At 36.8% G+C, this 15260-nt stretch carries 11 protein-coding genes; 9 read left to right on the top strand and 2 right to left on the bottom strand.

Features of this window, described 5'->3' with window-relative positions:
• The first annotated feature begins 522 nt into the window (after positions 1–522).
• The 9 genes from MW695_RS12855 to MW695_RS12815 all read left to right on the top strand — a co-directional run bounded on the left by MW695_RS12855 (position 523) and on the right by MW695_RS12815 (position 13533).
• Positions 523–1866, top strand: a complete 1344-nt coding sequence (locus MW695_RS12855) for an ABC transporter substrate-binding protein (protein WP_247105755.1) — start codon at positions 523–525, stop codon at positions 1864–1866.
• Positions 1867–2064: 198 nt separating this feature from the next.
• Positions 2065–4992 carry an extracellular solute-binding protein gene (locus tag MW695_RS12850; protein ID WP_247105754.1) on the top strand — a complete coding sequence of 976 codons (2928 nt, stop codon included), beginning with the start codon at positions 2065–2067 and terminating at the stop codon, positions 4990–4992.
• Between the two features lie 93 nt (positions 4993–5085).
• Entirely contained in the window at positions 5086–5979 is an 894-nt protein-coding gene (locus tag MW695_RS12845; protein ID WP_247105753.1) for a carbohydrate ABC transporter permease, read from the top strand.
• Positions 5980–5982: 3 nt separating this feature from the next.
• Positions 5983–6858, top strand: coding sequence for a carbohydrate ABC transporter permease (locus tag MW695_RS12840; RefSeq protein WP_247105752.1), 876 nt, complete (start codon positions 5983–5985; stop codon positions 6856–6858).
• An 11-nt stretch (positions 6859–6869) separates the two neighbouring features.
• A complete protein-coding gene (locus MW695_RS12835) occupies positions 6870–8339 on the top strand; it encodes an NHL repeat-containing protein (RefSeq protein WP_247105751.1) in 1470 nt (489 codons plus the stop codon).
• Entirely contained in the window at positions 8326–8949 is a 624-nt protein-coding gene (locus MW695_RS12830) for a Yip1 family protein (RefSeq protein ID WP_306421168.1), read from the top strand. Before MW695_RS12835 ends, MW695_RS12830 begins: the two co-directional genes overlap by 14 nt.
• 20 nt (positions 8950–8969) lie before the next feature.
• On the top strand, positions 8970–11621 hold the full coding sequence (locus MW695_RS12825; protein ID WP_247105750.1) for a DUF5696 domain-containing protein: 2652 nt from the start codon (positions 8970–8972) through the stop codon (positions 11619–11621).
• Positions 11605–12504, top strand: a complete 900-nt coding sequence (locus MW695_RS12820) for a carbohydrate ABC transporter permease (RefSeq protein ID WP_247105749.1) — start codon at positions 11605–11607, stop codon at positions 12502–12504. The genes MW695_RS12825 and MW695_RS12820 overlap by 17 nt, the downstream gene beginning before the upstream one ends.
• A 117-nt stretch (positions 12505–12621) precedes the next feature.
• Positions 12622–13533 carry a carbohydrate ABC transporter permease gene (locus tag MW695_RS12815; RefSeq protein ID WP_247105861.1) on the top strand — a complete coding sequence of 304 codons (912 nt, stop codon included), beginning with the start codon at positions 12622–12624 and terminating at the stop codon, positions 13531–13533.
• Positions 13534–13657: 124 nt separating this feature from the next.
• Here the strand turns inward: MW695_RS12815 and MW695_RS12810 are convergent, their stop codons facing one another.
• Positions 13658–14293 (bottom strand): YesL family protein, encoded by a 636-nt coding sequence (locus tag MW695_RS12810; protein WP_247105748.1) that lies wholly within the window; start codon positions 14291–14293, stop codon positions 13658–13660.
• Positions 14294–14298: 5 nt separating this feature from the next.
• On the bottom strand, positions 14299–15135 hold the full coding sequence (locus tag MW695_RS12805) for an AraC family transcriptional regulator (protein WP_247105747.1): 837 nt from the start codon (positions 15133–15135) through the stop codon (positions 14299–14301).
• Positions 15136–15260: the final 125 nt, after the last annotated feature.

The raw sequence follows: 15260 nt of genomic DNA, 5'->3' as shown, positions 1-15260 counted from the left end.
CAACCTCTTTCTTAAAAGAGAATAAATTGTAAAGGAGATGCGGAGGAAATGCAAGCTGATTGGTGGGAAAATGCTATCTCCTAGTATAGGAGAACTACATGTTCATTCAAGATATACACAAGGCATCAGAACTTACACGACAAAAAAATCAATCATGAATCCATGTTTAAGACACATAAATCTATATACTTAAAAATAAACTAATTATAATATATTTATTAAGTAATGTAAGCGCATACGTAATCTTTGAGTGATTAGCGAACTAGTGTTAAACAAATATTTTTTTAGGTTTTGTCATAATAAAGGTCAGACATCTAGTATTGGCTCATAATTTATTTCGAGTTATCCATTAGTTTATTAAACCTCTGTATCATTTGTTTTTCATTGGTGTCAATGTAAACATTTACGGGGGAAAACTCAAAATTATCGAAGGAGGTGGTGTATGTCTAAAGTCAATTCTGATAGTGGTGAAAGTGGAAAGGAAGCATGATCAAAAAGACCAATATGAGGGGGTTGTTTTTTATGAAAGCGCTTAAATTATCAATGCTTTTATGTATCGTTCTAATGATGTTCGTTGGATTAATCGCATGCAGTAGCGATGGAACTGGAACAACTGATGAAGTAGAAATAAATAGTGATGAAGAAGGAAATGGTGATGAAGAAGGTAACGAAGGTGAAGAGGTGGAACAAAATCAAGCCGTAGATCTTGATGGTCGTGTGATTCGCATTGCTAATCACTGGGATATGACACCACCTGGGGGAACTGAACTAAGAGATATGATCGTTGATCGACATGCTGAAGTTGAAGAGAAGTACAATATTACTATTGAATATGTTGAAGTAACATACGATGAGAAAGTAAGTACGTTAACAAACTCGATTTTGGCGAATGATCCGTTTGCAGATTTAGTTAGTCTTTCAACTGCTCAGACTGCTGCATTAGTTAAGGAAGAGTATTTAATCCCAGTAAATGAATTTGCTGATTTAAATGAAATTGCTGTTCCTAAAATATCTCAAGAACTAGGAACGATGGATGATCAATTTTATATGATTGGAAGTACGGTGAATCATAGTGGTGGTTTGTTCTATAACAAAACGATGTTTGAACAAGCAGGTTTGCCTGACCCTTATGAACTACAAGAAAAAGGGGAATGGACATGGGACGCAATGCTTGAAGCTGCAAAAGAATTAACATCAGGAGAACAATTTGGAATGAGTGCTGACCATAACGCACTTCCTTTATTTTTAATCTCGTCAAACGATGAAGATATCTTAGATATTTCTAATTTAGAAGTGAAAATTGATTCGCCGAAAGCGACAGAAGCACTTGAATTTATGGCAGCGCTTTATAATGAGCATCGTGTTATTAAGCCGAATGAAGGTGATAACTATGAAGATCCAAAGCGTTACTTTACAGAAGGACTTACCGGAATGGTCATAGGTTTTAGTTGGGAAATGGAAGGACGTGCTGATCTTCCATTTGATTGGGGCTATGTTTACTTTCCGAAAGGACCACAAGCTGATGACTATATAGTTCCAGTTAATAGCTACGAAGGGTTAACGATACCTATCGGGGTTGAAGATCCTGAAATTGTATATCAAATCTGGGAGGATCTACAAGTATGGGAGATTTTAGAGGATGAACGAAATGAGTGGTTTGAAATTATTTCTCCTAATATGGAAACATATAACACGCTAATTGATATGCAAAATAATGTCATTCCGAATTATTGGCCCGCTTATGGACTTGAAGAAGCATTTTATGAAATGAATGAGAATATTGCAGAGGGGGTTGAATCGCCTTCCCAAGCAGTTGCAAAAGTGAAAGGTGAAGCGCAGTCATTAGTAGATGAATTTACGAAATAATTCAATTGTAGCATTAAGTAATGATTCCATTTTATGTGTTTTTGTATGATCAATAATGAAATAGGTAGCTGACCAGCTACCTTCAGTTTAACACATATAGAGAGATTAAATAAAACAATGAACCCCTTGATATAAATGATTGATACAGGGGGTTTAGTTAATTAGTAAGATTATTAAATGAGTAGGAGGGGGCTTGATTTGTTGCTTCAACATGCATTAAAAAAATCGATCTATGTAAATTTAGCGCTTCTTCTAATTGTTTTTAATATTCTACCATGGTTTGGCTCTGTTCACGTTTATGCAGAGGAGGATCTAAATGGAGAGGAGTCAGTGAGTGAGCTAGAGAGAAGCGATATAACTATACGTGATGACCTCTATTCTAACTATATTGAGCGCTACCAAGGTTTTTCTCGACCTAATCAGGAGATCATTATTCAGGCAGAGGATTATACAAAGATAAAAGATATGGATATTGAGGTTACTGAGATCGATCAAGGTGCGGCTGTGAAAACAGATGAGATAGGTATGGTTGAATGGGAAGTGGATGTCCCGGAAGAGGGATTGTACAACATTGGTATCCGCTATTTTCCTATTGAAGGTAAAAGCTCTTCTATTGAACGAGAATTATTGATTAATGGAGAGCTACCATTTCAAGGTGCAGCCACATTGACCTTTCCACGGACTTGGACTAACGAATTAGATGAAATTGAACAAGATAACCGTGGAAATGATTTAAGACCAAGGCAAGTAGAACAGCCGATATGGCAAGAAGTGAATTTAAAAGACTCTGAAGGGTATTACACGGAACCGTACTTATTTTATTTTCATGAAGGTATCAATACTTTACGGTTTGTTTCGTCTCGTGAGCCGATGTTAATTGATTATATTAAGATTTATCAGATTGAGGAGATTCCTGAATATAAGGAAATTCAGCAATATTATGATGAGATGGGATACACAGAAACAAGTGGTCACATGATTAAAGTACAAGGGGAGCATGCAACCTTGAAATCAGATCCGACACTGTATGCGACCAATGATCGTAGTAGTCCATCTACAGAGCCATATGATGTATCTAAAATACGAATGAACACGATAGGAGGGTACAATTGGCGCTGGCCGGGTCAATGGATCACTTGGGAAATGACTGTTCCAGAAGATGGATTATATAAGATTGGTGTGAAAAATCGGCAAAACATGCTACGCGGAATCTATTCGACGAGAACAATAATGATTAATGACGAAATTCCGTTTCGAGAGATGGAGCAAGTGTCTTTTTATTATGATAACAATTGGAAAATGGAAGTATTTGGTGATGATGAACCCTTTTTATTTTATTTAAGTGAGGGAACTCATGAGCTCAAAATGGAAGTCACACTTGGGAATATGGCGCCATTGTTACGTACTGTGGAGGCGAGTGTTCTTGAGTTAAATGAAATTTACCGAAAAATTATCATGATTACAGGTACAGTTCCTGATCCATATCGCGACTATGAACTAGAAAAGAATATACCAGAAATGACAGAGGTGTTCGCTAGACAAAGTCAGATATTATCAGAAGTTGCTGATGAATTGGCTGATTTAACAGGAGAAACAAGTGATCAAACGGCCATTTTAAATACTATGGCCTATCAGTTAAGTGACTTTGTTCAAAGACCAGAAACGATTCAGCGTAGACTTGATTCATACAAAATCAATGTCGGTGGTCTAGGGACATGGATTTTAACCGTTCGTGAACAACCATTGGAAATTGATTATCTCATTATTGCATCCCCTGAACAGGAAATGCCTGAAGCAGATGCATCCTTTCATAGCAAAGTTAAACACGAAATAGGTGCTTTTGCTCACTCTTTCTTTGAGGATTATAACAGCATTGGGAATGTGACGGAGGGTGATGGAGATGATGCGATTACAGTTTGGATTGGAACTGGTCGTGACCAAGCACAGGTTTTGAAAGCTTTGATTGATGAGTCATTTACTCCAGAAACAGGAATCCATGTCAATTTACAGCTAGTACAAATGGAAAATTTACTACCAGCTACACTTGCCAATCAAGGACCTGATGTCGCTATGCAGGTTGGTAATGAAATTCCTGTTAATTATGCAATGCGAAATGCTGTGGTTGATGTAACTCAATTTTCTGATTTTGAGGAGATAGAACCTAGATTTCGAGATAGTGCTGTTTTGCCTTATCGATTTAATGATGGTGTCTTTGGCTTACCTGAACAACAAATGTTCAGCATGCTCTTTTATAGAAAAGATATTTTAGAAGAGCTGGGTATTGACGTTCCGCAAACATGGCAAGACGTTTTAGAAATGATCCCAGTTTTACAGAGAAATCATATGGATTTAGCTCTGCCATTACTACAAGACCCAGAAAATCCTGGTGATGTACAAAACCTAATTCCAAATCAAACGTTTACAATGATGCTCTATCAGGAAGACGGTGAACTGTATAAAAATGATGCGAAGGTAAGTGCTCTTGATTCTGCTATTGCCATGAGTGTATTTAATCGCTGGAGCAGCCTTTATACAAATTATAAACTGCCTCTAAAGTTTGACTTTCCAAACCGATTCCGTACAGGGGAAATGCCAATTGGCATTGATGATTATACATTTTATAATCATCTTTCAGTATCTGCACCAGAAATTCGAGGATTGTGGGAGTTTGCGCCAATTCCAGGTACAGAGCAACTTGATGGCTCCATTCGCCGCAATGTAGGGAGTACTGGAACAGCTGCAATCATAATGGAAAAAGCCGAAAATAAAGATGCAAGTTGGGAATTTTTAAAATGGTGGACTAGTAAAGAAATTCAAGTTCGTTTCGGAAGAGAAATGGAAGGTCTGATGGGGGCAGCAGCTCGTTACCCAACAGCTAATATTGAAGCTTTACAAGAGTTACCATGGCCAGTTAAAGATTACGAAAGATTAGAGGAACAGTGGCAATGGGTGCAAGGGGTGCCTGAAGTTCCGGGTGGTTATTTTACAGGAAGGCATTTAGATAACGCTTTCAGAGAAGTAGTAAACAATGGAACGAACCCTCGTGAAGCTTTAAGTGATTATATTATTTACATTAATGATGAAATTAGAATAAAGCGTACAGAGTTTGACCTGCCGCTGGAATAGGAGGGGTTACATATTTTAAAGGGTGAAAAACATTCAGAGAATCTAACGATTGAGAAGTCAGGGCAACTAGTCTCGTATAAAAAACCTAAAAGGTTGCAAAGGTTAACAAGAAATTTAAAGCTTCATAAGCATTCTTACATCTTAATGGCGCCTTATTTCCTTTTATTCTTTCTCTTTACGATATTGCCTGTACTGATATCAATCGTCGTAAGCTTTACCTATTTTAATATGTTGGAATTTCCGCGTTGGGTCGGTTGGCAAAATTACGCAAGACTATTTTTAGAGGATGATGTCTTTTTAATAGCTTTAAAAAATACGATGTTGTTTGCAGCTGTTACTGGTCCAATTAGTTACGTAGCTTGTTTCATTTTTGCTTGGTTAATTAATGAATTTAATTCAAAGTTGAGAGCGTTTCTTACGCTAATTTTTTTCGCTCCTTCTATTTCCGGGAACATCTTCTTTATTTGGTTAATTATTTTTTCTGGAGACAGCTATGGCTACGCCAACGGCTTTCTAATGAAAATAGGCATTATTTATGAACCAATTCAGTGGCTACAGGATCCAACTTATATTCTGGCAATTATCATGCTCGTGCAATTATGGCTCAGTCTTGGAACTAGTTTCCTTGCGTTCATTGCTGGTTTGCAAAATGTTGATCGCACGATGTATGAGGCTGGTGCGATTGATGGGATTCGTAATCGCTGGCAAGAACTATGGTTTTTAACGCTTCCAGCGATGCGACCGCAATTAATGTTTGGCGCGGTTATTCAGATAACAATGACGTTTGCAGTTGCGGATGTATCAATGGCTTTAGCAGGCTTTCCGAGCGTTCAATATGCTGGTCATACAATTGTTACCCACTTAATTGACTACGGTACTATTCGTTTTGAAATGGGCTATGCCTCAGCTATCGCGACAATATTATTTATCATTATGATGACAACAAACCTAATTATACAAAAGCTCCTGAGAAAGGTGGGGGAATAGTTAATGGCGTTGACCTTAAGATTGAAGTACAAAAAAAAGAAAAAGCTAAATCGATCATGGTGGGGAACGCTTGGACTATTTGCTTTTATCGGGCTTTTTGGTGCTTTTATGGCATTACCACTAGTGTATACGATTAATAATGCATTTAAACCGTTAGATGAGATTTTCTTATTTCCACCAAGATTTTTTGTGAGAAATCCAACCTTTAATAATTTTGTTGATCTTGTCCATTTAATGGCAGACTCATGGGTTCCGTTCTCGCGATATGTTTTTAACACGTTTTTTATTACAATTGTTGGAACTGCAGGACATATTATTTTTTCCGCAGCTGCTGCTTATCCATTAGCGAAGCATAAATTTCCAGGAATGAATATTTTGTTTACGCTTGTTGTTTTATCGTTAATGTTTTCTCCACACGTTACGGCAATTCCAAACTACATGACGATGTCAGTGCTTGGCTGGGTGGATAGCTATTGGGCGATTATCGTTCCGTCATTTGCATTTCCACTTGGGTTGTATTTGATGAAACAATTCATGGAACAACTTCCTGATAGTTTGTTGGAAGCGGCAAGGATTGATGGGGCAAGTGAATACAGAATTTTTTGGCAAATTGTGATGCCGTTAGTGAAACCGGCATGGCTGACATTGATGATTCTTTTGTTCCAACAATTGTGGGGTACAGATGGAGGAAATTTTATTTATAGTGAAGAGTTGAAAACAATGAACTATGCAATGGGACAAATTATTCAAGGTGGGATTGCCCGTGCTGGAGCCGCAGCTGCTGTGGCATTTATGCTGATGTCCGTTCCTATCATTGTATTTCTATTTTCACAGGCTAGTATTATTCAGACGATGTCATCTTCAGGGATGAAGGAATAGGAGGGAGTCAATTGAAACGATTCAATGTGAAATGTGGAACGCTACTGTTGCTCCTCTTACTCTTTTCTACAATGCTAGCACCATTGGGAGCAGCTGCAAATGCACCGTATCCTGGCTATAACTATTCATATTGGGAAAATACAAACCCTTCGGCAATTCCATACTTACCAGGGGAAATTTTAGATGGAATAGATGAAGAATATGGCCGTTTACGCTCACCTGAGGATGTTTTCGTTACGCAGGATCATGACATTTACTTACTAGACTCAGGCAATAATCGAATTCTTGTGTTTGATGAGGGCTTTACGTTCATTCGATCGATTGAGGAGTTTAAAAATGGATCGGAAATAGACCAATTTAATCATCCACAAGGGATTTTTGTCACTGATGATGGATTTATTTATGTGGCAGATACGAACAATCAGCGGGTTGTTGAACTTACAAAAGACGGAGAGTTTATTAGAGAAATTGGTAAACCAGAATCAGATGTGATTCGTGCCGGCTTTGAGTACTATCCGGTAAAAATTGCAGTAGATCAAGCAAAGAGAATCTATGTGATTGGACGTGGCATTTATGATGGAATAATCGAATTTGATTCCGATGGCCATTTTTCAGGTTTCACGGGCGCAAATCGAGTCACCTTTAACCCAATCGAATATGTATGGAGAGTGTTTGCTACACGTGAACAGCGTGCTCAAATGTCCCTATTTATCCCAATTGAGTTTAATAATCTGGCGCTGGATGATGAAGGGTTTATTTATACAACCAATTCAGAACGGAATACGAATACTCCGATCCAACGATTGAACCCAACAGGAGAGGACGTGCTTAGAAAACAAGGGTATCACGATCCAATCGGAGATTTAGAGATCGCACATGTTGGTCATTACGCAGGGAGTTCAACCTTTATAGATATTGATGTGAATAATTATGGGGTATATAGCGCTCTAGACCTGAATAGAGGGCGTGTATTTACCTATGATGAAGATGGTAATTTACTTTATGTTTTTGGCCAAATTGGTGAGCAACGAGGGACGTTTCGTAATCCAGTAGCGATCGCACGATTAGGGGAGGATGTTCTCGTTCTTGATAAAGGTTTCAATCGAATAACTCGGTTTGAAGCGACGGAATTTGGCAGTCTTGTCAACCAGGCTGTTATGCATTACCACAAAGGGAACGATCAAGAATCAGCGAACTATTGGCATGAGGTTTTAAAGTTAAATACCAATTACGAAGTTGCATATGTCGGAATTGGAAAAGCGTTGTTAATGGAAGGACAAAATAGAGAAGCGATGGTTTATTTTGAAAATGGGAATAGTCGTCAGTACTATTCTAAAGCTTTTAAACGATACCGCCAAGAAGTGATGCGCGAGCATTTTGGTACGGTAATGACGGGAGTATTTGCGCTTGCCTTATTTTACGTCGTATTCCGAACATATCGAAGGATTAGGAGAGGAGGAGAACGTGTTGCTGCGAAATGAACTGATTCGATATCCAATTTACCTTTGTATTCACCCGTTTAAGGGATATTGGGACGTGAAGTATGAAGGGAAGGGTCGACTGAACATTGCTCTAACCATTCTTCTCATGTTGACTGTTGCCATTATTATTAAACGACAATATGCAGGATTTATAGTTAACTTTAATAATCCAAATGAACTAAATAGTCTTGATGAGCTTGTGTTCATTGTATTGCCATTTTTCATTTGGTGTGTGGCAAATTGGTCGATAACGACGCTAATGGATGGTGAGGGGAAATTTAAAGAAATTATTATTGTTACAGCTTATGCTTTAGTACCGATGATCCTCATCTATCTATTTACAACAATGATGAGTCAGGTTATTACCCTTGAGGAAGCTGTTTTTTATTTCTTTCTGGATGGGGTAGCGACTATTTGGTTTATCTATTTGTTATTTGTAGGAATTATGACCGTCCATCAATATACGGCAACAAAAACGATTGTAACGATCTTTTTAACGGTCATGGTTATGGGAATTCTAATTTTTTTAGGTCTACTTTCCTTTAGTTTATTCCAACAAATTTATTCTTTTGTTGAGACAATATTTAAAGAGCTGGCATATCGAACCTAAAGGTGGAGAGGAGGACTGACATGATTAGCAGCTGTAAACGAGGTTTCTATTTTTTACTTGTCATTGCAATCATCCTTCCACTTGTTTTCGAGCAAAAAGTTGTAGTTGCTGTGGAAAATGAAGAATCAACTGAGTTCGTAGAGGAAGAAGCTGAGATAGATGTACCTGTAATGGATGATTCAATAGTTGAGGCAGAATTGGAAGTAGAGGAAGTAGAGCTTAGTGAACGGGATGATGTTACAGAAGAAGACATAGAAGCTCATTTAGATGAGATGCAATTGATGTCAGAAAACGGCGATTTAGAATTATATTTTCATCGTACAACTGCAGAAATAGCAGTTAAAGTAAAAAAAAGTGGTCAGGTTTGGTTCTCTAACCCAATTGATCGTCAAACAGATACGGTTGCATCTGGTGAAAACAAGACGATTCTTCATTCACAGTTATCATTAACTTATTTTCATCCTACTGGCCAAACGAGTCGGATGCATAGTAATGAAAGTGTTAGAGATGGACAATTTGAATCCGAAACGATCGAAAATGGCGTCAAAGTAATCTATACATTGGGAGACACTTCAAAAGGAATTGAAATGATTCCTGAACGAATTAGCAGAGAACGATTTGAAACATTAATTTTAAATAAAATTGAAGATGAAGATACGAGAGCTGATTTAGAAAGTCGTTTTCAATACATTCAGGAAGAGGACATTTATGAACGACGGGAGGTTTCCTTCGATTCAAAAATTGTTTTAAATCGGACAATTGAGCTTTTTGAAGAAATTGGTTATACAGAAGAAGATATAGCGATTGATAATGCAGGTGGAAGTGAACTAGCAGAAGAAGGATATGGAAAACCGAATTTTGTTGTTCCTATTCAATACGAATTAGATGGAGATCATTTAATTGTTACGGTCGTAGGTGAAGAACTTGAACAAAATGAATCCTTCCCTATTAGTGAAGTGAAAGTACTTGAATTTTTTGGAGCTGCAAATGAATTTAGAGAAGGTTATACATTTGTTCCTGATGGCTCAGGTGCGCTTATTCATTTAAATAATGAAAAGGTAAATTTTCAACCTTACCTCGATAGAGTATATGGAGAGGATAAGGCTACATTTGTCAGAGAACAAATGGAGATTAGTGAAAAGATTCGTTTGCCAGTGTTTGGTATGAAACAAGAGGAACAAGCATTTATCGCCATCATTGAGCAAGGAGATGCGATTTCTTCAATTGGAGCAGATGTGGCTGGAAGATTGAATTCTTATAATACGGTGAACAGTCGCTTCAATTTGAGAGAGGGGGCACAGATCACGCTAACTGGTGGTGAAAGAGCTAGTACAATCACTATGTTTCAACAAGATGGCTATCAAGATAATATGAGAATACGTTACAAGTTTTTAGATAGTGAAAAAGCAAGCTACTCTGGGATGGCTGAGTATTATCGCAATTATTTATTAGAAAGTACTCATTTATCTCCTTTAGAACCAATAGAGGAGCTCCCATTTTATTTAGAACTCGTGGGTTCCATTGTGAAAAGAAAAGCATTCCTTGGTGTGCCTTACCAATCAGTTGAAAGTGTAACGACTTTTGAAGAGGCAGAAGAAATCGTGAATGAGCTCAATGATGCCGGTGTTCATAATATTAAGCTGAGATATTCAGGATGGTTTAACGGTGGCTTGAAGCATAAGGCACCAAAGAGTGTGAAGGTTGATTCGCAAATAGGTGGAAAAAAAGGACTAGAAGAATTTCATTCCTTTTTGCAGAGCAAACAAATTGATCTTTATCCAGATGTCACGTTTTTAAATGTTCAACGTAATTCGTTTACATTCAATCCTTCTCGTGAAGCATCAAGATATGTGAATCGTCAGCCAGCTATTCAATATCCATTTAATCCAGCCAGTTTTAGAAGAGATCGTAACAAATTACCATATTATGTCCTTTCTCCTGTAAAGCTGCCTGATTACGTCGAAGGCTTCTCTAATGATTTTGCAAAATTAAATATAAAAGGTTTGTCTTTAAGGGATATGGGAGACGAGTTGAATTCAGACTTTCGTGATAAAAACGTTATTAATCGTGAACAAGCTAAAAGAATGATTCAGGAGCAATTTAGTGTATTGGATAATCAATTTACCAATTTGCTAGTAGAAGGAGGCAACCTAATTGCTCTTCAACATGCGAACCATATCTTACACGCACCAACTTATAGTTCTGGATTTAATATTACAGATGAAAGTGTCCCTTTCTATCAAATGGTTATCCACGGTTCAATTGATTATACGGGAGTGCCCGTCAATTTAAGTGCTAACCAAAATATTAACGATCAATTGTTGAAAGCGCTTGAAACAGGGTCAAATGTCTATTTTAAATGGTTCTATGAAGATTCATCAATTGTCAAAGAAACGGAGTTTGATGATCTTTTCTCGATGAATTATCAAGTTTGGTTGGATGATGCTATTGAAATGTATCAGGAAGTGAATCAAGTATTAAATGAAGTTCGTACAGAAGTAATCACCACACATGAAAAAGTGGCTGAGGGAGTCTATCAAACAACTTATAGTAATGATGTAAACATTCTTGTAAATTATAATGACGATTCGGTCTCGGTAAATGGTGTTGCTATTGAAGCGGGGAGCTATGCAGTCATTCGAGGGGGGATAGCAAATGTTTCAGAAAAGTAAGATGACCCTTGAGCAGAAAAAGGGTAATTGGGGCTGGCTATTTATAGCCCCGTGGCTCATAGGCTTTATCACCTTATTTGCTGTTCCTTTATTTCAGTCACTTCGATATAGCTTGAGTGAATTGAGTTTAACACCTTCGGGCATATCGTTGGATTCGGTAGGAATGTCAAACTATCAACAAGCGTTAACTTATCATGTTGACTACAACCGAACCTTGATTGAAGCATTATTAGATATGGTCGTGAATGTTCCGTTAATCGTTATTTTTAGTTTATTAGTTGCCACTTTACTTAATCAGAAGTTTAAAGGGAGAATGGTAGCAAGAGCTATATTCTTCTTGCCAGTTATATTGGCTTCTGGAGTTATAGCTTCTATTGAAAGTGGGGATTTTCTTCAGAGTATGATGCAGCAAGGAGGCCCAAGTTCGCTTGAAGATACGGGTGGCATGAGGAGCTCACAGCTAGAGAGAATGCTAATAGGTTCGGGGATGAATGAGGTTCTTATTAGCTACTTAACAGGAGCGGTTGATCGAATCTATGACATTATTAGTGCTTCTGGTGTGCAAATCATTATTTTTTTAGCTGGCTTGCAGGCTATTCCATCTCATCTATATGAGGTATCAAATATTGAAGGAGCTACATCTTATGAAGCATTTTGGAAAATAACGTTTCCGATGATTAGTCCGCTTATTTTAACAAATGTGATTTACTCAGTCATCGATTCGTTTACAGGTAATGATATGACGACGTTAATTCAGCAGACAGCTTTCCAACAATTTAATTTTGGTTTGAGTGCTGCAATGTCATGGATTTACTTTCTAATTATTGCCGTAACGTTAGCGATTGTAACGTATTTTATTTCTAAGAAAGTGTTCTATCAATGATGGCGTTAACAAGGAGGGGTAAATTTGCCTATTCCAATAAGTAAATTAACAAAGAAAAAGCCTAACACTTTGATTAACAAAGAGCGGATAAATGTAAGCTTTGAAAAGCTAAAGAATATGGCGATGGTTTTATTTAGAACGATTCTTATTATTGGCTTATCCTTTGTTATTTTATATCCAATAATTATAAAAGTGTCTATTGCTTTTAAGCATAAGTCAGATTTATATGATCCTACAGTTGTATTTATTCCGAAAAATTTTACGTTAGAGAATTTTCAATATGTTATCGAAACAATGAATTATTTTCAAACGATGTTAAATTCATTTGTGTTATCTAGTGGAACAATGTTGTTGACAACTATGTCTTGTGCATTAGCAGGGTATGGGTTTGCTCGATTTAAATTTAAAGGAAGAAATGTTTTGTTTGCCCTTGTCATTTTAACGATCCTTGTACCACCGCAAACGATTATGGTACCAACGTATCTTCAATATCGAAACTTTGATATTTTAGGGGTCATTGCGCTGTTTAACGATGGGAATGGAATCAATTTATTAGGGAGTTATTGGCCGTTTTTAATTTCTTCTGTTACGGGGATGGGCTTAAAAGCAGGTTTGTTTATTTTTATTTTCCGTCAATTTTTTAAAGGGTTTCCTAGAGAAATTGAAGAAGCAGCTCTTGTTGATGGGGCAGGAGTCATAAGGACGTTTTACAAAATTATGTTGCCGAATGCTGTACCGGCAATTATTACTGTCATGCTATTTGCGTTTGTTTGGCAATGGAACGATATTTTCTTCACAACCATGTTTCTTGATAACGCAAATGTTATGTCAGCTAAATTGCAGTCTGTAGGTTCTAATATTGCGCACAGGTTGACAGCTGGTGATGGAGCAGGTAGTGTAGATCCATCTTATTTATCGATGCTTGTTAATACAGGTGTATTACTTTCGATGCTGCCGTTAATTATATTGTATATTTTTGTTCAAAGGCATTTTGTGGAAAGTGTTGAGCGGACAGGAGTGGTTGGATAAAGGTAGCAGATGTATTACATGATTTGAAGTGGACGCGTTAACCGTGTCCACTTTTTGGTAGTGTTTTTTATTTTGTGATCATTTAGAGTACCGGAAGTAATAGTAATGTGTGCTGTTCTAGCTTTTATACTTTCCCCACTTTTTCAAAGGTCCGGTAACATAGCCGAAATACCACATAACTACCAATACTAAAGATAACGAATAATAATGCTGGTAAGTACAGCACTAAAATCACCATCCCAACAATAATAAACAAGCAAAGCAATGTTGTTGGAAAATACATTATCGAAAATAAAAAGGCATGTTTAATGTGTCCCCAAAACGATAATTTAAAATGCACCATAACTGGAATGATAAAAGCTGTATTAAAAGCAACTAATAATCCAATTACGAACAATAAGGACGTCATTAGTAAATTGGCGGTCGATTCAAATTCAGCGATGATAGCAAGATCAATATAAAAGATAAATAAGCAAATCCCCCATAATATCCCATATGCGAAGCTGTGCTTGAAGTTCACTTTGAAATATTGAAAAAATGGTTGAATAACACCACTGTCTTTTCCTTGAACCCAGTCCCTTATTACAGCATACATTGCAGCAGTTGCAGGAAATAAAGTTATGATTGGGAGTGAAAACAATAACCAAATTAGATTCAATAAAAAGAAATTTGTCATTTTTTCTAGGAAATAATATAATTTACTATTAACAATATTCACAAGGACACCTCTGTCATCGATTCTAAATGTAAGCGTTGCCATAAAAATCAAAATAAAGATTTATAACGATATTCTTTTGGTGCAACTTTTTTAATTTTTTTAAATGTTCTTGAAAATAAAAATGGGTCTTGATAACCGACAGCTTTAGCAATATTGCCAATCGAAAGGTCACTATTATTTAACAAAGTACATGCCTTATTAATTCTAAGCTGGATTAAATATTCTTGTATGCTACAATGAATATTTTTTTTGAAAATAGAACATAGATAACTACGATCAAGTCCAATGAAATCTGCAATTTCAGATACAGTAATCTTGTTCATATAGTTCTGCTCAATAAAATCAACCACTTTTCTAACATAGTCTGCTTGATTACTAGTTTTTTTATAGTGATTTTTTTTCTGAGTATGCGTATTTGCTTGAATTAGGAGAGATAATATTGAATAAAGTTGTCCAGTTCGTTTTAACTCAGCAGCCATATTACTATCATTTTCACTAATTAGTTCAATAAAATGCTGAATCAGTAGTTGGTCTTTATCGTAATTAAAGATTGGATGACTTGCACTTAAATTGGCAAGACGGAGGAATGATTCTGCATGTACTCCATGGAAGCCCACCCAGTAATAATGCCAAGGGTCATGACTATCTGCTTTATAATATGAAACCATCTTTGGGCAGATAAGAAATCCGTTGCCTTGTTCTAAGTGATACGTTTTACCATCAATAATGAATATACCCTTCCCGGAAAAGACATAGTGGATTAAGTAATCTTCTCTAGCTTTAGGACCTTGAAAATGATCAGGGCAGCAAAGCTCAGAACCATATTGATTTAAATATAGATCATTGTATGGAATACTATTAGTAACATACTTGAGTATTTGCATCGCATCCCCCCCTAAAAACTAATAGTCGTTTGTAAGCATTATATCATAGGGAAGTTGGAAAGATGACGTATAATTTTTATATGAAATGTTCGCGTATAATAAAGGGCATTCTACAATTGCAAAGG

This window comes from Halalkalibacter sp. APA_J-10(15) (assembly GCF_023017105.1).
In the GTDB taxonomy this organism is placed as follows: domain Bacteria; phylum Bacillota; class Bacilli; order Bacillales; family Bacillaceae_D; genus Halalkalibacter.
The sequence above is the reverse complement of the archived record's forward strand: the minus strand, read 5'-3'. Positions and strand labels throughout refer to the sequence as shown.